We start from the raw sequence: 20848 nt of genomic DNA, 5'->3' as shown, positions 1-20848 counted from the left end.
AATGATTTGTCTTCAGTGAATCCAGTTTAAACATAGAATCCTTACCACGGAATAATCCTATTTTAAGAATCAAAATCTTTCATTTCGGTAAGAAAAAACCGCAGAGAATATTTTCCTGCGGTTTTGATGACAATGAAAAGAGATTAGGCTTTTACGTTGTCAGGACGAGTCAGTTCTTCTAAACGCGCTTCTTCGTCTTCTTCCATTGCGACGGGGGAAGTAATACGGAAGTCTTCAAGGCTCTTGCCTTCAAGTTCAGCCTGCTGAAGCCAGATAGGCTTGCGGCCGCGGCCAGTCCAGGTTTCGCCTTTAGGTCCCATAAATTTCGGAATCATCGCGCCCTTGCGCATGAGTTTCTTAAGTCCGATTTCTGCGGGCTGCAGGTCGAATTTTTGAATCAATTCGCGGCAAGTATTAATAGCGTTAATACGTTCGCGGCGAGTAACTTCTTCAATTTCTTTTTCTAATTCTTGTTTTTGACGAATCAGGTCTTCTAAAGTTGCCATTTGGACACCGGTTGATAAAAAGAAAAATAAAATTAGATAATTGTCCTACCTAAAGAAATTATAAAGGAAATAAATTTATTTATTTTTATCGAAATCTATTTTTTTTAATCTATTTGCCCCAAATGCTTATTTATAGACTTCATAACGTCCTTCTTTAACTTGAACGAAAACAAAGAGATATAGGTTTGCAGAGGTTTAGTTTTCAATTTGAAGGTAAATATGAGAAGAGAAGTCTCTGTTATCTTTGGTCTAAAAATTATTTAGATTGTATTTCTCTGCCGTTTCTAATTTCTTCCAGAGAAATATATAACTCACAGCCAAGATGATTTTGTTTTTATGCCTTCGCAATATCGAGCAGTAGACGCCCGAAGGAATTAAGGTCCAAATTTGCGAATCTTATGGATCAACCAATCGGATATTTTCTAATGGAAGAATTGTCCATATTCGGCATGAATTCGCACCAAACATCTCACTCTTTGGTACGCTTCTAATTTGTGTTCAGTGCATCCGTAGTTAGGGAAAAAGGAACCTTATCTTGAAAAAAACGCTTCTTCTTATTGACGGTTCAAATTTCATTTTTCGTGCTTATCACGCGCTACCTCCTTTATCGACATCGACTGGAACACCCACGAATGCAATTCGCGGCTTCCTCTCCATGCTCAGAGTGCTCATGAAGGACGTACCCACGGATTACGTCGCATGCGTTGTGGATCCGAAAGGCAAAACTTTCCGTTCGGAAATCTATCCTGACTACAAAGCCAATCGTCCTCCTATGCCGGAAGATCTCTCCGTGCAAATTCCCTTGATTTTTGAAGGTGTCCAAAAAGAAGGCATTCCGTTCCTTCAGGTTCCTGGAATTGAAGCGGATGACACTATCGGAACGCTCACAAAAAAAGCCGTTGAGGAGGGCTTCAATGTTGTTATTGCCACTGGTGACAAAGACTTTGCTCAGCTCGTGAATGACAACGTCCTTCTCGTTAACACAATGGGTAAGGACAACAGCTGGTTAAACAGCGAAGGCGTCGAGAAGAAGTTCGGAGTGCCTCCGGAAAAGATCATCGATTTCCTGGCTCTGATGGGAGACAAGATCGATAACGTTCCGGGCGTTCCGAAATGCGGTGAAAAGACCGCCGCTAAATGGATCACTGAATTCGGTTCCGTGGACGGCGTGATCGAAAATGCCGAAAAAGTAAAAGGCAAGATCGGAGAAAATCTTCGCTCGGCTTTGGGCTTCCTGCCGATTGCCCGTCAGCTCGTCACGATTAAGACCGATGCTGATTTATCTGCCGAAGTTCCTTCTTTAGAGTCTCTGAAGTTAAAGACGCCGAATCGTACAGAACTTCTGGATTACTACAACAAACTGGAATTCAGAAGCTGGGCTAAAGAATTAAAGAAGACCGATGTACCGGGCGAAGTGAAGCCGTTGGAAACATCGACAACAGCTCAAAAGCGAGCTGCGGTCGGAGCCGCGCCGATTGAAGGCGATACTCTTGATTTGTTCTCTCAGGAACAAGAATCCGAAGTGGAAAGAACGCTTGAAATCGTTACGGACGAGACTAAAGCCAAAGAGCTGGCGCTTCACTTGGAAGACTTAGTGACTAAAGACGGCTTTGAATTCTATGTCTTATCTGATGGTTCCTCCCAGCAGGAATACGTGCCTGTGGGCGTCGCTTTCGGAACCACGGACGGCAAGACCAGTTACGTCCCGATTGATAACGACGTTCTTTTGGCCCAAGGCCTCACGCTCGGAACTTTCAAAGAGATTTTCGGAAAGGTGCTTGAACACAAGAAACCGATTAAATGCGGCTATGACAGCAAGTACATGAAGCACGTCTTTGCCAATGTCGGCATTAATCTTGCAGGTGTTTCCGATGACGTAATGCTCGAAAGCTATGTTTTAGAGGCGCATCGTTCCCATACGATTGAAAAGCTTGCAGCCAACTGGCTCAAGTATGAGCTCAGAGGGGAAGAGGAACTCCTAGGAAAGGGAGCTAAAAAGCTCTCGTTCTCCAAGGTTCCCGTTGAACAGGCAGCGGATTTTGCTTCTGAAAGGGTCTTTATTGTCAGCCGCCTAAACCGTCTCTTTAAGAAAGCTTTGTCTGATGATGCGAAGCTTGAGAAAATCTATCGCGATATTGAAATGCCGTTGTCTGAAGTTCTCTTCAAAATGGAACAAAACGGCGTTCTTATCGATACCAAGCTCTTAGATCAGCAAACAGTGCAGCTCAACGCCCAAGCTCAAAAATTAGAAGAGCAGGCTTTTGAAGCGGCAGGCGAGAAATTCAAACTATCGAGCCCGAAACAGCTCGGCGAAATCTTGTTTGACAAGATGGGTGTCGTGCTTGACGGAGCTAAGCCTAAGAAGACAGTCTCCGGTAACTATTCCACCAGCGAAGAGGTTCTTTCCGAACTCGCACAGAATTATCCTTTGGCCAAGATCGCTCTAGAGTACCGTACTATCACAAAACTCGTGACGACTTACACGGAAAAACTTCCGAAGATGGTTGATCCTAAGGATGGAAGAGTTCATACGACGTTCGAACAAGCCGTCGCGGTCACGGGCCGTCTGTCTTCTACCAATCCGAATCTTCAAAATATTCCGATTCGAACAGAAGAAGGCCGTAAAGTTCGTGAAGCCTTCATAGCCGCGCCCGGCTGCAAATTGATCAGCGCTGACTATTCTCAGATCGAATTACGAATCATGGCGCATTTGTCCGCAGACAAGCGTTTGGTCGAAGCGTTCAAAAACAATGAAGATATTCACCGAGCAACGGCTGCGGAAGTATTCGGTAAGGAAAAAGACAAAGTCACACCGAATGACCGTCGGATTGCCAAAGTCATTAACTTCGGTTTGATGTACGGCATGAGCCCGTTCGGCTTAGCAAAGAATCTCGGCATCGGGAGGGACGAGGCGAAGAATTACATCAATAAATTCTTTGCTCGATTCCCGGGCGTTCATGAATACATGGACAGCACGAGAGCTTTAGCCGATCGCCAGGGTTATGTTGAGACGACTTTCGGCAGAAGATTGTGGCTTCCGGAGATCCATGCGGGCGGCGCTCGTCGTGCCGCCGCCGAAAGAGCTGCGATTAACGCGCCGATGCAGGGCACGGCGGCTGACTTGATCAAGCTCTCCATGATTGCCGTTCAAAAATGGATTGAAGAGAAGGGATTCAAGAGTAAATTGATTCTTCAAATTCATGACGAACTGATCATGGAAGTGCCGGAAGACGAAGTTGACTTGGTGAAGGAAAACCTTCCGAAGATAATGGACTCGGTGACCGAACTCCATGTTCCGCTGATCGCGGAAGTCGGCGTCGGAGGCAATTGGGAAGCCGCTCATTAACAAAAAACGCTCGGGATCAACCGAGCGTTTTTTGATGAAGGCGCAAAAAGCGCCGAAATATCAATTAGTTGCAGGCTTTGGCTTTTTCGGGAACCAAGCGGCCGACTTCTTTCTTGTCAGCATCGAGAAGGATCAGCTGTTTGTCTTCTTTTTTAATGAAGTGCGTATCATTGATCATGGCAGTGAAACGCATTTCCTGATCCATGTACTCTTTAGCGCACATTCTCTGCGTCATTGCCATTTCGGTGAATTCAATCTTCCCGTCCTCACCGATCTTGTAACGGCCGGACATAGTGTTGCAGCCGGGTTCGGAAGAGAGCGTACCGTCCTTATGGAAATCAATCATGGCCGGAAGGTCGCAGGAAGATTCTGTTTGTTCTTCAAGCGGCATCCAGGTATTGGCAGCCAGATCTTCATTAGTCAGCGCAAAGGCGGAAGAGGCGGCTGCGCCGAGAGCAAGACAAAGAATTAAGTTACGCATTTCTACTCCAAATGATTTTTTGTTTTCGATAGCTTAATCGAGAAGCAAAAGGGCCTGCGGATGCAGGCCCTGGAATGTGCAACGAATCATTAACGAAGCGGCGGAACCTCGGATTCGAAAATCGAGCGCCACATCGGATAAAGAGCGCTGTAGGAAAGTCCTGTGACAAAAAGTGCCCACAAGATGACCAAGATCTGGCCTAAATCGCCTAAAGCGCCGAAGGCAACTGCGCCGCCGGAAGCCAGCAGGAAGAGCAGCAGGCCGAGGCAGACAATCGCACCGATGTTTCTGAAGCAAACCACGAGGCTAAAGAAGAAAGCTTTGCCAATGGGTTGTTTTTTCCAGGCAATCAGCATCGGAGAGAAGCATGTGATGCCCAGCAGCATAGCGTAGAGGACGGCGCCTACGATGAAGCCCAGCCAAGGAATATGGCTGAGCACGTTCTGCGGATCAATCTGGCCTTGGACATTTTTCCATTGAGCGATGTCTCCGGAAGTGAGCAAGCTGACGATCAAGCCGATAACGATGACGCAAAGTCCGTAAATCAGGCCCAATAAAATCAGCTTGTTGCGTGTCTCCATGTCGTTCCAGCCTTCACCGAAGCAGGAGAAGAGTGTCGGACGGGAGCCTCTAGCCAGCTCTCTGCCGCAGGCGGCAAAAGCCAAGGCTCCGAAAGGTGTCACCAGAGAGCTCAGGATCGCGCCGAGCCAGGACAAGCCGAGAAGTTCAGACGGCAGGTTGGCGACGAATAAAGCCAGTACGTAACAGCCGAGAATGCCGAAAACAGTTGCGGGCGCACGTTTGACAACAACACATGCGCCTCGCAGCCAGTCCATTCCCGTTTTAAAAGGAAGGTGATAATTTTCCATAAAAGGTAAGGTTTAGATCCAAGGTAAATCTTCAGGCGCGGATTCGCGGCGAAGTTTAAGAATACGTTCGAAATGCGCCGGATCATGCGGGGTGAGAAGCGACGCAGGTCTCGGCATATAGTAATCGTAAAGTCGTGAAACCCAAAATCGAAGGGCCGCAGCCGAGAGAATGTCCTGCCAAAGCTTGTGGTCTTCTTCGGTTAAAGGACGGACGCTGTTGTATCCCTCAAGCATAGCCTGAGCACGATCGGGTTCGAATTCTCCGGTCTCTAAATCAATCGTCCAGTCATTTAATGTGACGGCAAGGTCATAGAGGAACGGTGCATTGCAGGCAAAATAAAAGTCAATGACACCGGCCAGAGACTCGACATTACCGTCAACGCTGATCAAAGCGTTATTGCGGAATAAGTCGGCATGTACGGCGCCGGAGGGCAAAGCTTGGTACTCAGGAGACCTTTGAAGTTCAAGCTGATGATTTACTTCCTTTTCGAGCATCTGATAGAGACGCTCGGGAATGTAAGGTTTAAGCAGAGGCATGGAAGAGAGCCAAAATGCCGAGCCTTTGGTGTTTTCCTGCGAAAGCGGAAAGTCCTCAACGGCGTTATGCATCTTGGCAAGCATCTCTCCCATTTCACGGCAAGCCTTGGCAGAAGGTTTTTCTACGTAAGTTCCGCTGAGGCAGGGAGCAATGGAGCATGGCTTGCCGTTGATTTCGGAAAGCAAGCCGCCATCTTTGCGCGGAATGGGGTAACTTACTGCAAGGCATTTTTTACCGAGATGACTGGTCAGTTCAAGATAGTACGGAAGCTGATCTTTGTTCAGACGTTCGAAAATCGTAAGAACGTACTTACCTTTATCGGTGTCTAAGTAAAAGTTACTGTTTTCAATACCGCTGGCTATGCCTTTTAAGGATTGAGCCTGCCCGATGTCGTAATGAGACAATAGTTCACCGAGCTGAGCCTTAGAAATCTCAGTAAATACGGCCATTTTGTGTTTTGATGCTCTGATTAGAATCCGAAGTTAATGAATTTGGGAACGCTCATCGTGTTATCGCTTCCGGTGCCGGGGCCGCTTCCGCCCGTCTTGTTGCTCGGCGCCTCACGAGTCATGACGTAAGGAACCTGAGTGGACATGGGAGTGACTTTCACTTCAGTGACCTGATTGTGGTTGTCCACCGTTTCTTCAATTTTAGTCTTCGGCCACAAGGAAGGGTCTTTAGAGCGTTTTTGGGCGGCTTTTAGGTCTTTCTTAGACTGAGCTTCCTCAGCCTTGGTGTCTTTTTTACCGGCTTTGGAATTAACAATATCCTGGTTTTTCTGGTTTAAGTTCGTGACTTTTTCCTCAATCGTTTCACCGCTCTTTGACGGTCTCTGAATGTTGTCAGGAGCATCGTTGAAAGAAGGGGGAACCGGTGCGTCGAGACTAGCCGCATAAGCTGATCCGATCACCATGCCGGCAGCAGCGATGACAGCAGCCAATTGAAATTTTTTCATAATTATTTTCTTAATGAAACATACTTGATATAAGTGTACGGGAAATTATAAGAAAGGATCGACTGAAATCCTCTTTTTAGTCAGTTCGCTTTTTCAAAAAGGCGAAATTTTTCACTTAGAATTTTGCTCAATTTCCGACCTCTTTTTTTCCATAGATTATGGCCACACTTACTTCACAAGAAATCCTGAATGCCACCGTGAGCATGGGTGTCTCCAAAGCCAATCAATGCTGGATTGCCCGAGCAGCGAACACACTGCTTGCGGGTATGTATATTGCGATCGGCGGTTTCCTGGCAATTCGCATCGGGCTTGCACTGCCTTGGGAGCAGTGGGGCGGAATGTCTAAGCTGATTTTCGGCGCTGTGTTCCCGCTCGGACTGATGCTCGTGGTGCTTTGCGGTGCGGATTTGTTTACCGGCAGCTGCATGACGCTGACGACAGCCCAAGCCAAACAAAAGATTACCTTCGGCCAGACGGTCTTTACATTAGCGACATCCTGGCTCGGTAATTTTGCGGGAGCGCTTTTTGTCGCTTTCTTTATTGCGTATCTTTCGGGGCTGATTTTTGAGAGTGTCGGCGGGACGATGCCTTGGGCAGCGGCCGTCGTGAATTTGGCTAACGCTAAATGCTCATTAGGTTTTACAGAGGCGCTTCTTCGCGGAATCGGGTGCAACTGGCTGGTTTGCTTAGCTGTATTTGCTGCAGCCGCCTCAACGGAAACAATCGGAAAGATTGCCGCACTTTGGTTTCCGACCATGGCTTTCGTTGCCTTGGGTATGGAGCACTGCATTGCCAATATGTTCTTTATCCCGCTCGGACTCCTGACTGGAACTGATCCTCGTTACATCGCTTTAGCGGAAGCTGGGAAGGCTGCGGCACTTAAAGCTGATTTTTATTCATTTGTTGCGGGCAATCTGGTTCCGGTGACGATAGGAAATATTATCGGCGGTTCAGTTTTGGTTGGAATGCTTTACCTTGCCGCCAATATCAAAAAGGCTTAAGACGTATCGTTTTAGTGACCGATAGCGTCCTTGATTGCAGCGATATTTGCTTCGCAGCATTTATACCCGGCTCGAATAGCCTCTTCGGCACGGTAAGTTTCTAATAAGCCTATGTCGGTGACTTTCGGACAAAGGATGATCTCGGGAGGATCGCCGGCGAGACGGGTTTTAGTAATACGGTCCTGAGCAATATTAATAGAGCGGGAAATCGTCTCAAAGAAATCCGGGGGTTTAGGTTTATCGGACTCAGTCTCCTTTTTGATCGACGGAATCAGATTTTTGGCCTTGGCAAAAATTTTTGCGACTTCGCTCGTTTTTTTTCTGTTGGAGCCTTTTGACTGTTTTTCAATTTCAACCCGCCTCAGGAGGTCGTTATTAAGGTTTACCGCGATCACAACATCGGCTCCCAGAGCCCGGCATAAAGAGACAGGGACTGGGTTGACGATGCCGCCGTCGATATACCACCGGCCTTCAGGCCCCTCAACGGGCGGAAAGACGCCCGGCATGGCCATTGAAGGCCAAACGGAGTCAAAAACCGGACCTTTTGTAATCCAGATTTCTTTGCCGCTCATAAGATCACAGGTTACGGTTCCAAAAGGGGTTTTTAAATCTTCAATGCATTTTTGTTTCCGTTCTACGCCGCTCTTTACGAGGAACATCTGCATTTGATGCAAATTGATCCACCCGTCGATAGAAAAGCTCGGATTAAAAAACGTCGTCCAATTTAAGCGGTTAATAGCAAGGGCTTGTTTTCGCAGTCGTTCTAAATGTCCGCTGACATAACAGGCGCCCACTATCGCTCCGATTGATGTACCTGCAACAACATCCGGAACAATTCCCTGGTCCAGCAAACAATCAATAATGCCAATGTGGGAAAAACCGCGGGCTGAACCGCTTCCAAGTGCTAATCCGACTTTCATAAAACTCCTCACTTCAAATAGATTCTAATGATCAATTCTGAAAATCTTTGCAGTGATCTTCTCAAAGTAGTACATCTATTCGTAGTCAATAAATAAGAAATGGACGAAGGAGGAACTTCGACAGCTCACAACATGTAAAAAATGTTGAAATGTAAAAATGAAGTCGTGGCTCGCCTAAAATGGAATTCATTACGATAAAACAATTGCTCTCAAAACAAGGAAAAGAATATGCGGCTTCATTATGGCGTGTGGGACAGTGTCGTCTATGACAACCGCGGCACTGCTGATTACAAAGAACCTGAGGGTCTGGATCTTAAAAATCTTCTGCAGTTCAATAATGGCAACCCCGTTATGACGTTTATCTCGCATCGGGGATTCTTAGTTTTCCACCCGCATGCAAACTTGCTTTTTGCCATGAATAAATACTATTCAACGGTAAAAGACAATTCCTGCGGTAAATGTACTCCTTGCCGAAGCGGCTCAATCATCATTTCTCAGGCGCTGGAAAAAGCATTGAGAGGAGACCCGATTAATTGGGAAAATCTTCTCGATATCGCCCGCATGATGAGAAATACGAGTTTCTGTGGGGTGGGTCAGACTTCGCCGGTAGCTTTAATTGAAGCGATCAAAGCTTTTCCCGAAGATCTAAAACTCGTCCCGCTTCCTGATATGCCATGGGGCGACTATGAAGTAATGACGGCTCCCTGCATTGAAGCCTGCCCGGCGCACGTCAACGTGCCTCGTTATATTGATTACATAAAGGCAGGACGTACGGATTACGCTACGGGTGTAGTTCTTCGTCACTACCCGTTAGTCGGCTCCTGCGGACGAGTCTGCGTCCGTCTTTGCGAAAAGGCTTGCAGACGAAATCGTCTGGAGGGAGCTGTCGACATCAAGAATCTGAAGCGTTATTGCGCTGACTCATTGGGGTACACCGTTGACAAAATGTTCGAAGGTGCCGCCGCAGAACCGAGCGAATTCTCTCCCAGAATCGCAATTATCGGCGCCGGTCCCTCCGGACTCACATGCGCATATCATTTGCTGCTGAAAGGCTACAAAGTTGAAGTGTTTGAGGCACAGCGAAAGGCCGGGGGGATGGCTTTAGTCGGTATCCCTCAGTATCGTTTGCCGAAAGATATTCTATTGGCTGAAGCCAATACGATTGAGCAGTTGGGCGGTAAATTTCATTACGGCAGGCGTTTAGGGAAAGACTTCATATTAGATGACCTTTTTAACGAGGGATTTAATGCTGTTTTTATAGGGGTCGGCTGTGCCAAGGGTATGAAACTTGGATTCCCCGAGGACAATGAACAAATTGAAGGCTATTACAACGGCTTGGATTTTCTTCTTCAGGTTGAACGCGGCGTCGTAGAAGGTGAGGCTCCTTCCTTCTCCGGAGACTTTGTGGTTGTCGGCGGCGGCAACGTTGCAATGGACTGTTCTCGCTCTGCTGTGCGTATGACCGACGGCAAAGTTCATGTCATATATCGAAGAACTGAAGCTCAAGCTCCGGCAGATCCTTTGGAAATCAAGGCGGCTAAAGAAGAGGGCATCGAATTCCATTTCCTGACAGCTCAAAAAGAACTGGCGCTCGAAAACGGTAAAGTTACCGGACTTCGCTGCATCAAACTTCGCGAAGGCGCGCCTGAAGCCAACGGCAGAAGAAAGCTTATCGAGATTCCGGGTACGGAATTTGTCATTCCTTGCTCCAATGTCATCAGTGCTATCGGACAGCGAATTGATCAAAGTATTTTTGAACAGAAAGACAATATTCTGTTTGATAAGCGCGGCAACATTTCCGTGACGGAATCATTGGCTACAAGCCGTCCCGGCGTATTTGCGGGCGGAGACTGTGCCACCGGACCGACCACGCTGATCGGAGGTATGGCTCAGGGTCAAACAGCTGCCGAATCTATTCATGAATATCTAACCCGAGGTTCCGTCGGTTTTGAACCGCGATCACGCATGACTCAGATGATTAAGAAATGCAATCTTCTTGAGGAGACTGAACCCGTTCTTCCGACCATTCATCAGGATCGTCAGCAGATGCCGGAACTGGCGCCCGAAATTCGCGCCCATAACTTTGAAGAAGTCGAACTCGGTTTAACTTCAGAAGAAGCCAAGAAAGAAGCCGAACGCTGCATGCGCTGCTACCGCCTTTTCGGCGTTGTGACCCAACTGCCGATTCCCGGTTTTAACCAAAAGGCTCAATAAGAAAAAGGAGAATAGAAATGAGAGCCTATATCAACAACAAACCTTTTGATTTTGATCAAGAAATTACAATTTTAGAAGCGGCCAGACAGATGGGGTTCTTTATCCCGACGCTTTGTGCTTTTAAACCGCTTTGTCATACACCCGGGACGTGCGCGGTTTGTATTGTCCGTGTAAAAAGGGCCGACGGTCAGGAACTTACGCTCACCAGCTGCAAGACACCTTTGGAGGACGGAATGGAAGTGGACACCATTTCCTCTCAGGTCAAAAAAATGCAGCGAACTCAGGTAGCCTTGATCTTCGCAGATCACGACATGGATTGTGTGACCTGCGGTCGTTACGGAAATTGTGAACTTCTTCAGCTTGCTCGCAACTTAGGAGTACAGAAGGCGCCGTTTACCGGTAAATTTATTGCAGAACGTAAGGTTGACCATACCGATCCAGCGATCGAGCTCGATGTTAATAAGTGTGTCCGCTGTATGCGCTGTGTGGAGGTATGCAATAAGATCCAAGGCATCGGCGCGCTTCGTATTGATGAAATCGGAACGAAAGCCGGCGTATGCCTAAACGGTACCAAAGATTGGGTGGATTCCACTAAATGTGTTCGCTGCGGACAGTGCATTATGGTCTGTCCCACAGGGGCCTTAATGTCGACAGATAATGTGGATAAGGCCCGAGAAATTCTTGAAGACGAAAGTGTTATTTCCGTCGTTCAATTTGCACCTTCCGTTCGCGCAACACTAGGCGATGCATTCGGAACGCTTTCCGGAACTAATGTTGAAAAACGCATCATTGCCGGGCTGAAGATGATGGGTGCCAACTATGTTCTTGATACCAACTTCTCAGCTGATGTTGTGATCATGGAAGAAGGTACCGAGCTGCTTAATCGAATCAAAGATAAGCACTCAGTGATGCCGATGTTTACTTCCTGCTGCCCCGGCTGGGTGAGTTTTGTTGAACAGCATCGTCCTGAAATGCTGGACCATCTTTCCACCACTCGCTCTCCGCAGGCTGTGCTCAGTTCTCTTGCCAAGACGTGGCTACCGGAAAAAATCGGCGCCGAGCCTTCAAAGATCCGTATGATTTCCATCATGCCGTGCACAGCAAAGAAGATCGAGGCAGGACGCCCACAGTTGGCCAAAGACGGCGTGCCGGACACGGACCTGGTTTTAACCGTCCGCGAATTGGCAAGACTCTTTAAGAGCCGTGGGATAGATCTGAAAGAGATCGAAGATGGTGAATTTGATACACCCTTTATGAGCCGAGGCTCGGGCGCCGGCGTGATTTTCGGAAAGAGCGGCGGTGTAGCCGAGGCTGCGTCGAGAACGCTTTATCATGTTCTGACAGGTAAAGAAGTTAACAACGTGCCTTTCAAGCCTTCTACTCATCCGAACGTATATAAAGAAGCGGAAATGGAAGAAGGAGGAGTGAAGCTGAAGATCGCCGTGGTGTACGGACTCGCTAATGCCAATAAAATTTGCGACGAGGTTGCAGCGGGTACGTGCCCTTACAACTTCATTGAAGTAATGACTTGTCCGGGCGGCTGTGTCAACGGCGGCGGCACGATTCGCAGCCGAGGCAATTATTTGAATGCGACATCAAAACGTTTCGAAGTGCTGGAGCGAGCCGACGAAAACAGTCCTGTGCGTCAGTCTCACAATAATCCGATGGTCAAAGAGCTTTATGACGATTATTTGGGAGAACCGAACTCTCACAAAGCGCATCAGCTGCTTCATACCTCTTACGATGATCGGAGCAAGACGCCGGCTGTTCCTTCCATCCGGCACGTTTGGAAGAAAATTCAGTTAGGCTAATTCAAAATTAAAGTCCTTCAGAGCACATTCTGAAGGACTTGTTCACGTGAGACCGGAATCTGATTTAGGCTCCGGTTTTCTTTTTAGTCGTTACGAATTTGTCGAGTGACGGCTCTAAATTGTTCTTTGAATCCGACATCGTAGAGGGACGAAAGAGCAGGCGGCTCAAATGCAAAGATCTTAGAGATGTCTTTTTCTGCATTCGAGATGCAGTCAGCTAGATCAGCGCCGATCTTCATGGTCATAAAGGTATTTAAAGAAACTTCAAAGTTCAGCGCAGCTTTTTCTCGAATTTCTAAAAGTTCTTTTGTGCGCTTGTTTAAGTGGCGAGTGTAGAACTTAACGACTTCAAGTATCTCGTGGTTGATCTTCACGTTGTTTTTCAACGTGGCACGAGCGGTTTCCGAAAGATTTGGGGAAACAAGTTTTTCTTCCGCGGTGTTGATCTGTTTGAAGGCTTCTTTTTCGATTCCTGCAACGCGCTTCATGTAAACCTTGCCGATTTGATACAACGCTCGATTTACCGCTTCTAAATAGAGGCGGTTGCACATCATGTAGAAGCCGGCATACGTTTTAGAAAGCTCAGGGGTCGGGTTTGATTCTTCAAGCTGCGACTCCAGGCGTTTTAAGACTTGCCCGACACAATCTGCAACCGAAAGAATAGCAGCTAAATCTTCCCCTTCAGCCGATTCAATAAGACTTTCCAGTTGGTCGCGGTCAATTCGAACACCACGGGCTTGAAGAGATCCCAGCGCCTTATCCAAAAGCACAAGAATCTGCTTTTCGTCGTACTCAATTTTGCTGCGCGAGCGGTTGATTTTGTCCTTCAGATTGCTTTGTGTACTGTTAAGGATGTTCCAAGTTTTTTTAGGAGCCGCGATTAAGTCTTTTTCCCATTCAAGGATTTGTTTTTGGCGTCCTCGGATGTCCCGACGGATATTTTTGACAACACCTAGAAGGGACATCACTTCATTGTTGAACATTTCTTCAAAACATTCTGTGCAGACTCTTCGGGTGGCCGGTTCCTGATAGACATAACGGCGAATAAAGTTACGGCCCTGAGGATGAACTTCCTGAGCGACCAGTTCGACACCTTTTTCGAGTTTCGGACGAAGGCCTGACCAGGTTTTCTCAAAAGTCTGAGAATGAAAAATAGCCCTTTCCATTGCCATGTAAAGAGGGTAAGTCACAATCATACGAACCGGTGCGAGCATTCTTAATATTCTTCCGTTAAAGCTTCAATTAGTCCTTCGGGATTAATTTTCTTTATCTTAACTGATCGCGATCTTAAATTTCGGCGGCTAGCTATAAATCCTGAGGCGATGCACCCAAATGGTTTTCACAAACCATTGAGAAAAAACACACCAAGTACCGATTGTCATTTTCCGCCTGAGACGACGAAGGCTCCGTAGATCGGAGCCTTCATACTGCATTGAAGGAAATTAGTCGATTTCGATCAATTCGTATTGGGTGTTGCCCATCTTATGCTCTGCCATTGCGGTCAGCTGGCGCAGGCCGTGACGGGATTCCATTCTTTCAATTAGATCATGATTGTCTCCATGGTGAGAGTAAACCAAGTCGACACAAGCCTGATCAATAGCGAGCAGGTCAGTAGAAGCCAAAATGCCGATATCGGCAATCGTCGGTTTAGCAGCGGAAAGGCCGGCGCAGTCGCAGTCAACAGACATGTTGCGCATGACGTTAATGTAAGTGATTTTCTTGCCGAAATGGTCAATCGTGGCTTTAGCCGAGTCGGCCATCAATTCCATTAGCTTTTCCTTGGCCGGCCATGCATTCCAATCGGCAGGAGGTTCGCCTTCGATGCCATGGACCTGGCGTTTACCAACCTGGCCGGAAGCGCAGCCAATGGCGATATTCTTCATCGAGCCTCCGAAACCACCCATAGCATGACCCTTAAAGTGAGTCAGCACCAGCATGGAGTCATAGTTGACAATGTTCTTGCCCATAGCAACTTCTTTCAGGTGGAAGCCGCCGTTAACAGGCAGGTTGACAAAGCCGTCTTCGTCCATGATATCGACCGGGCAGAATGTCCAGCCGTTGACTTTGATAGTTTCGCGATGGCTTTCCGTTGTGTAGCGGTCGCCTTCGTAAAGTGTATTTGTTTCGACGATGTTGCTGTTTGGAATCGTCGCCTGAAGGGTTTGGACTAAATCACGAGGAAGGATATTCGGACCGTGTTTTTCACCGGTGTGCAGTTTGATCGCAACTTTGCCGTAAATTTCGCTGTTCACTAAGTTATAGAGTTTGATGAGGTGCTCAGCGTCAATGATCGGCGAGAAGAAAACTTTCGCCGCAGATCCTTTGTATTTGCCCGGTTCAACCCGTTTGGACCCGATAACGGGTGTAACGACAGGCGCATTAATCACTTTGCCGCAGCCGCAGGAATCAGTACAACAATCGCTCACTTCTTTCTCCTTATTCGCTAAAAAGTTTTGCGGATATAACTTATTAATATTAGAACGATTCAAAAGAAGCGGTTTGTCTATTTTTGCGGCTTGTCTGGGAGGCAAGAACTTAATGTACGGATACTGTTTGCGCTGAAAGAAAAAACGCAAAGCAAAACTTAGAGAAAACTCAAGAATCTCAAGTAAAGTAAAGAAAAATTGAACACCTGGAAAACTCTGAGGGGTAAAATAAAAGGAAAACTAAAAACCAAACTGAGGAGGAATATGCGCATTCGAATGCTCTCTTTATTAACTGTCCTTTCGGCCGTTTCTTTGTCTGCGATGGCTGCTGCTCCGACAGTCAGCCCGGAAGCGAAAAAATCTGCTGACATGATTAACGCCGATGCTCCGATGCAGAAAATGTTGGCAGAGCTCATGAGTCCTCAAGGACAAAAGTGGCGATTCAATACTCAAATGGAAATCGTCCGAATTGCATCTCCGTCCCGATCAGAAATGCGCCGACAGCAGGAGCTGATGCGCCGTTTCACAGAAGAATGGGGTTTTTCGCCGGCTCAAGTTATGACCCGTACGGACGGCATCCTTAAAGACGCTGGACTTCAGAAAGTCGACGGTTTGCCCGTTTATAACGCATGCGTAAGAATCCCCGGAACTTACTCTCAGCAAAAGAATGCACAGTCTTATAAAGGCCAGTTCCCGAAAGTTCTTTTAGAAGGGCACATTGATACGGTTAACCCGGCCGAACTGCCTCCGGCTTCTGCTCCGTTCGTCTCCGTCAAACTTCAGAAAGCAACAGATCCCTTGGTAAAAACACGCTCTGAGCTTGCAGCTTTGCCGGATGAGCTTCATTTCGACAAAGATGGAAAAGTCATCGAAGACGAGAATTACAAGAAGGCCTATCAGCGTTATAAAGACTATGAAGACGCTTTGGGTCGCGGCGCTCTGAGAATTTATGTTCCTGGTTATAACGACGCGATGATTAACACGGCGGCTGTCATGCAAGCCGCTTACATGCTCAATAAATATAAGATCAAGCCGGTTTATGACATCTGGATTTGCGGTACGACCGGTGAAGAGGGCAAAGGCAACCTTTGCGGCATGAAGCAGCTTTACGGTTATAACCAAGACACCGGCAAAGGCAACAATGCTCTGAACTTCGTTGCCAACTTCGGCGCTGACAGTACATCTCCCGGTTCCGGAACGGTTAACTACTTGGGTTCTTACCGTTTCGAAATTAAATACTCGGAACCTGCCGGAGTGAAGGTCGGCGCAAACCAGCCTTCCGCTTTAATGGCTATGAACCGTGCCATTGAAATGATTTCCAATCTGAAAACTCCCTACGATCTGGATAAAAAAGCAGAAAGAACGACTTACACCGTAGGTGTTGGTTCCTGCACACCGGCGCCGGAAGGTGAACGAAGCAAAGAGTGCACACTTCTCGTCGATATGAGAAGTCCGACACCCGGACCGCTGAAAGATATTCGCAGCAAGATTGAACCCGCTTTCACAAAGGCACTCCAACAGGAAAACGCTAAGTATGGTCTGAAAGACGGAGATGCCAAAGCCGTGAAGATGGAACTCGTATGGTTCGGTGACCGTCCGGCTCATAAGCGTAAGAATTATGATGATCCAGCAATGCAGGCATTTTGGCAGTCAGCGCGCACCGTTGGAATCGATATTCGAGAAAAGCTCAACGAAAGAGCCGCATCGCTGAACGACAACGTTCCGGCTGCTGTAGGCGTTCCAACAGTGAACTTTAACGTCGGCACGAACGCCGGCGGTGGGGGTGGACATGCCTGGTATGAATGGGGTATTCCCGGAAACGGTCAGGACGAAGGCAAACGCGTTTATCGAATGATTCTGATGGGACTCATGGCGGCGGGATACCATACCTCCGACGGTAAAGTCGTTCCGCCGTTGGCGTCGCCTGGGGGTAAGCGAACAACCGAAGAGCTGTACAAATAAGGAGGCAGAAAATGAATAAATTATTAGCAGCCTTGGTTTGCGCCTTAACCGCATCAGCTGTTTCTGCGGCAACCTATGATGTTTCGATTACTGGCCCCGGCGGCCATTCCAACGGAAGTTACGGCAACACGAATGCCGTTCACGCCGGAAGCCGAGCCGTTCTTGAGCTGGAAAAAGCACTTCCTTGTGCTGTCGTTACCGACTTTAAAGGCGGAGCAACGGTGAATGCGATTGCCGGAGACGCCGCTTTTAAAGTCAACACAGCGATGTGCAAAACTCCCGAAGCCGACAATAAAGCCTCAATCGAACAAGCGGTCAAAACCGGCGTCGATAAAGAAAACGCTTTCAGAGGTGTAAAGGCCGGCGACTTGGTTAAAGGGTTCCCTGCTGAAATCCAATTCAAAATCAAGTAGTTCAAACTAAGAAATAGTCAACTCAGTCCGTCTAAAAGGCGGACTGAATCGTTTCAGAGGCAAGAAATCATCTTAGCTGCTTATTAAAATACGAACCATTAGTCAATAATTAGAAGAGGAAAAACGGTGAAAGCTATTGTTCTCAGCAGCGGCGGGGTTGACAGCACAACATGTCTTGCGATGGCGGTGCATGAATTAGGCAAAGAAAACGTTGTCACTTTGTCTTTTGAATACGGACAAAGACACTCTAAAGAATTAGAGAGTGCGCAGAAGGTCTCAGATTTTTTCGGTGTGAAGCATGTCGTATTTAATCTGACTCAGATCTTTTCTTTTAGTAACTGCTCTCTGTTATCAAACAGCACGGAAAAACCTGTTCACGAAAGCTATGCGGATCAAATCGCAAAAAACGGAGAGGGTAAGGTTTCGACGTACGTTCCGTTTAGAAATGGCTTAATGCTTTCAGCCGGAGCCGCTTTGGCTCAGTCCTTGTTCCCGGAAGAAAAATGCGAAATTTGGATTGGAGCTCATGCTGATGATGCGGCAGGTAATGCTTATGCCGACTGTTCTGTAGGTTTTAATAATGCGATGAATGAGGCGATCAGCATCGGGACCTACGGACTTGTTTCTCTTCGCGCTCCTCTGAACCGCTGGAATAAAGCGCAGGTTGTTGCCGAAGGTTTGAAGCTGAAAGTTCCTTATGAATTGACTTGGTCATGTTATGACGGCGGAGAAAAAGCCTGCGGGGAATGCGGCACCTGTATTGACCGCAAAGCCGCCTTTGAAGCTAACGGCGTTAAAGATCCGATTGATTATTTGAAATGAATGCTATAGCACTTGCGCTTGTTCTCTTTGCAGCTGTGCTGCACGCTTCTTGGAATTTTGTTTCTAAGAAGAGCGGAGGCGGCTCATCTTTTGTCCTGCTTTATGAGACGTTTGCCTTTTTGATTTACATGCCGCTGCTTTATTTGGTGGATTTCAAAAGGCTCCTGTCTCTTCCTTTAGAGATGTGGCTGCTGATCATTCTCAGCGCAGTGCTTCATGTGATTTACACCATAGTCCTCCAGACCGGTTATCGAAAAGCGGATTATTCCGTTGTTTATCCGACCGCAAGAGGAACGGGTCCGGCGTTTACGGTTTTAGTTGCCGTGTTTCTATTCGGAGAAAAACTCGCCCCTCTCGGTTTTGCGGGCATTGTCTGTGTGCTTTTAGGTATCGTATTGCTAGCGTATCCGGGCAAAGACAAGCAGCTGAAGAGCTCTTTGTCAGGAGGATTGTGCTGGGGCGTTTTAACCGGTGTATTTATTGCCTCGTACTCAAGCTTGGATGGGTTTGCGATTCAACTGATTGGACTGACTCCCTTGATGTATTACGTTCCGGGGATGGCAGTTCGCCTTCTGCTCCTCGGCCCCGGAATTCTTTCAAAGAAATCGGGTCGCGAAAGCTTTAAAGAAGATATTAGGAAGCGCTGGAAGTACGCACTTTATATCGGCATTGCGCATCCGGCTGCTTATCTCTTGGTTTTGTTTGCACTGCTTTATGCCCCGCTCGCATATGTCGCACCAACCCGAGAGGTTTCTATGATGCTGGCCTTATTTATCGGAGCGAAAGCCCTTCATGAAAAGGTAACGCCTTTAAAGACCGCTGGTGTTCTTGCTATGATGACAGGAGTCATCTTGATTTCGCTGGCGCGCTGAGCCTTAATGCTTTTGAAAGAATTGACTGCCGCGCCGACGGCCTTATTTAGAGAATGAAATTAATAAGAAGGAGTCTGTAATGTCCAAACTTTACTTAGGCTTTGATGCGGGAACTCAGAGCGTGAAGGTATCTGTCTATGATGAGAATCTCAAGAGCATCACTTCGCAGAGCCTGCCCACGATTCTTCGTTATCCGCACGCCGGCTGGGTTGAAATGGACCTGGATGAGTTTTTGGACATTACGGTTCGATGCATCAAGCGCTGTGTCGATGACATTAAAGCGCTCGGCTACGATCCCAAAGACGTCCGCGCTGTGATGGGCGACGGCATTATCTGCGGCATTGCCGGTGTGAACGAAGAGGGTGACGCAATCACGCCCTATATCAATTACCTAGATACCCGCACCGATGATGACGTTCGTTTCATCAATGACATGAACCTGGACATCTGGGTTAAAGAAACCGGGAATCCGGAAGCCTGCACGATGTTCCCGGCGATGTTTGCCCGCTGGTTCCTGAAAAACAACTCCAAATTCCAGCAGCAGGGCGTTAAGTTCATGCACAACGCTCCATACATTCTTGCTCACTTGGCCGGATTAAAAGGCAAAGATGCCTTTATCGACTGGGGCGCCATGTCCGGCTGGGGCTTGGGCTACAACGTCATGAAGAAAGAATGGTCCAAGGAACAGCTCGAAATTCTCGGCATCAACGAAAAATATATGCCGCGTATTCTGAAGCCTTGGGACATTATCGGCGGTCTCACCAAAGCAATGTCTGAAAAGACAGGCTTGCCCGAAGGCACACCGATTTGTGCCGGCGCCGGCGACACCATGCAGTCTATGATCGGCTGCGGCAACTACGAAGCAGGCAAGGGCGTGGATGTTGCAGGCACCTGCGCGATGTTCTGTGTTTCTACGAAGGGCATCATTCCGGAGTTAAGTAAGAAGGGCAACAACCTTATCTTTAATTCCGGCTCTCTTCCCGACACTTATTTCTATTGGGGAACAATTCGTACCGGCGGCTTGGCGCTGCGCTGGTTTAAAGACAATGTCTGCCACAAGGCCAATGACGCGGTTTACTACAACGATCTGAATGATCGCGCCGCCCAGGTTCCGGTGGGCTCCAACGGTGTTTTGTTCCTTCCGTACCTTACCGGCGGTCAGGATATCAACAATAAGAAGTGCGGCTGCTTCCTGGGTTTGACGCTTGATGACGATCAGTCTGTGATGTGGCGTTCGGTTTTGGAATCCATCGGCTTTGACTACATGGAAATTTGCGATCTTTACCGTTCTGCTGGTGTTGACCTTCAGCGTTTGACGGTTGCCGAAGGCGGAAGCCGCAGTTCGCTTTGGAATCAAATCAAGTCCGATATGCTCGACGCCGAAGTCGTCCGTTATAAGAACGCAGGCGGAGCCGTTGTGACAAACTGCATCTTTGCGGCTTACGCCGTTAAAGACGTTCCGGAAATCATTCCTGAACTCTCGAAGATTCTCCAGATCGATCAGTCTTACCAGCCGCGTGCTGAAAACACCAAACTTTATCGAGATCTCTTAAATCTCCAGCGCAAGCTGATTGACGTCGATATGGCGCCGGCATTTGCCACTCTGTGGTACATGAAGAAGATCTTGCCGCAGAAACAAAACTAAGCAGAAAATCAGCTTCCACTAATTAATAAGAGGACGACTAAAAACCGTCCTCTTTTTTCTGCCGCTC

17 protein-coding genes are annotated in these 20848 nt (G+C 47.7%); 9 read left to right on the top strand and 8 right to left on the bottom strand.

All coding sequences use genetic code 11. The features are described 5' to 3' along the window. Positions 1-143: 143 nt before the first annotated feature. The gene (locus tag ACZND6_RS01320) at positions 144-506 is read right to left on the bottom strand and encodes an H-NS histone family protein (RefSeq protein ID WP_008811854.1); all 363 of its coding nucleotides are present in this window, start codon (positions 504-506) and stop codon (positions 144-146) included. 535 nt (positions 507-1041) lie between these two features. On the opposite strand from ACZND6_RS01320, the gene polA reads away from it, so the two are divergent. Next, the gene (polA, locus tag ACZND6_RS01315; RefSeq protein ID WP_489524310.1) at positions 1042-3852 is read left to right on the top strand and encodes a DNA polymerase I; all 2811 of its coding nucleotides are present in this window, start codon (positions 1042-1044) and stop codon (positions 3850-3852) included. A 64-nt stretch (positions 3853-3916) separates the two neighbouring features. Here the strand turns inward: polA and ACZND6_RS01310 are convergent, their stop codons facing one another. From ACZND6_RS01310 to ACZND6_RS01295, 4 genes are all read right to left on the bottom strand, one after another. Next, positions 3917-4333: an META domain-containing protein gene (locus ACZND6_RS01310; protein WP_293738311.1), complete on the bottom strand. Its 417-nt coding sequence runs from the start codon at positions 4331-4333 to the stop codon at positions 3917-3919. Between the two features lie 89 nt (positions 4334-4422). Further along, positions 4423-5169, bottom strand: a complete 747-nt coding sequence (locus tag ACZND6_RS01305) for a BPSS1780 family membrane protein (RefSeq protein WP_293738310.1) — start codon at positions 5167-5169, stop codon at positions 4423-4425. 45 nt (positions 5170-5214) lie between these two features. Further along, a complete protein-coding gene (locus ACZND6_RS01300; RefSeq protein ID WP_293738309.1) occupies positions 5215-6189 on the bottom strand; it encodes a homoserine kinase in 975 nt (324 codons plus the stop codon). 20 nt (positions 6190-6209) lie between these two features. Continuing rightward, positions 6210-6695 (bottom strand): hypothetical protein, encoded by a 486-nt coding sequence (locus tag ACZND6_RS01295; RefSeq protein ID WP_293738308.1) that lies wholly within the window; start codon positions 6693-6695, stop codon positions 6210-6212. 158 nt (positions 6696-6853) lie between these two features. Here ACZND6_RS01295 and ACZND6_RS01290 point away from each other — a divergent pair, with 158 nt between their 5' ends. Continuing rightward, positions 6854-7696, top strand: a complete 843-nt coding sequence (locus tag ACZND6_RS01290) for a formate/nitrite transporter family protein (protein ID WP_293738307.1) — start codon at positions 6854-6856, stop codon at positions 7694-7696. An 11-nt stretch (positions 7697-7707) separates the two neighbouring features. On the opposite strand, the gene ACZND6_RS01285 is transcribed toward ACZND6_RS01290, so the two are convergent. Next, positions 7708-8616 (bottom strand): patatin-like phospholipase family protein, encoded by a 909-nt coding sequence (locus ACZND6_RS01285; RefSeq protein ID WP_293704185.1) that lies wholly within the window; start codon positions 8614-8616, stop codon positions 7708-7710. A 228-nt stretch (positions 8617-8844) separates the two neighbouring features. Here ACZND6_RS01285 and ACZND6_RS01280 point away from each other — a divergent pair, with 228 nt between their 5' ends. Both ACZND6_RS01280 and ACZND6_RS01275 read left to right on the top strand, forming a co-directional pair. After that, positions 8845-10830, top strand: a complete 1986-nt coding sequence (locus tag ACZND6_RS01280) for an FAD-dependent oxidoreductase (protein ID WP_300875621.1) — start codon at positions 8845-8847, stop codon at positions 10828-10830. Positions 10831-10847: 17 nt separating this feature from the next. Next, complete coding sequence (locus tag ACZND6_RS01275) at positions 10848-12641, top strand: [FeFe] hydrogenase, group A (RefSeq protein WP_293738305.1); 1794 nt, start codon at positions 10848-10850, stop codon at positions 12639-12641. 83 nt (positions 12642-12724) lie between these two features. On the opposite strand, the gene ACZND6_RS01270 is transcribed toward ACZND6_RS01275, so the two are convergent. After that, positions 12725-13855, bottom strand: coding sequence for a hypothetical protein (locus ACZND6_RS01270; RefSeq protein WP_293737889.1), 1131 nt, complete (start codon positions 13853-13855; stop codon positions 12725-12727). Between the two features lie 228 nt (positions 13856-14083). After that, on the bottom strand, positions 14084-15067 hold the full coding sequence (locus tag ACZND6_RS01265) for a DUF362 domain-containing protein (RefSeq protein WP_293737891.1): 984 nt from the start codon (positions 15065-15067) through the stop codon (positions 14084-14086). Between the two features lie 264 nt (positions 15068-15331). Between ACZND6_RS01265 and ACZND6_RS01260 the strand changes: the two genes are divergently transcribed. The 5 genes from ACZND6_RS01260 to ACZND6_RS01240 all read left to right on the top strand — a co-directional run bounded on the left by ACZND6_RS01260 (position 15332) and on the right by ACZND6_RS01240 (position 20781). Then, positions 15332-17029, top strand: coding sequence for a zinc-binding metallopeptidase family protein (locus tag ACZND6_RS01260; RefSeq protein ID WP_293737893.1), 1698 nt, complete (start codon positions 15332-15334; stop codon positions 17027-17029). Positions 17030-17040: 11 nt separating this feature from the next. Further along, positions 17041-17442, top strand: coding sequence for a peptidase dimerization domain-containing protein (locus ACZND6_RS01255; RefSeq protein WP_293737895.1), 402 nt, complete (start codon positions 17041-17043; stop codon positions 17440-17442). A 126-nt stretch (positions 17443-17568) separates the two neighbouring features. Continuing rightward, complete coding sequence (queC, locus tag ACZND6_RS01250; protein ID WP_293737897.1) at positions 17569-18264, top strand: 7-cyano-7-deazaguanine synthase QueC; 696 nt, start codon at positions 17569-17571, stop codon at positions 18262-18264. Continuing rightward, positions 18261-19136 carry a DMT family transporter gene (locus ACZND6_RS01245; RefSeq protein ID WP_293737899.1) on the top strand — a complete coding sequence of 292 codons (876 nt, stop codon included), beginning with the start codon at positions 18261-18263 and terminating at the stop codon, positions 19134-19136. The genes queC and ACZND6_RS01245 overlap by 4 nt, the downstream gene beginning before the upstream one ends. A 79-nt stretch (positions 19137-19215) precedes the next feature. Continuing rightward, positions 19216-20781 (top strand): FGGY-family carbohydrate kinase, encoded by a 1566-nt coding sequence (locus tag ACZND6_RS01240; protein ID WP_293737900.1) that lies wholly within the window; start codon positions 19216-19218, stop codon positions 20779-20781. The last annotated feature ends 67 nt before the right edge of the window (positions 20782-20848 follow it).

This window comes from Parasutterella sp. (assembly GCF_057870745.1).
The sequence above is the reverse complement of the archived record's forward strand: the minus strand, read 5'-3'. Positions and strand labels throughout refer to the sequence as shown.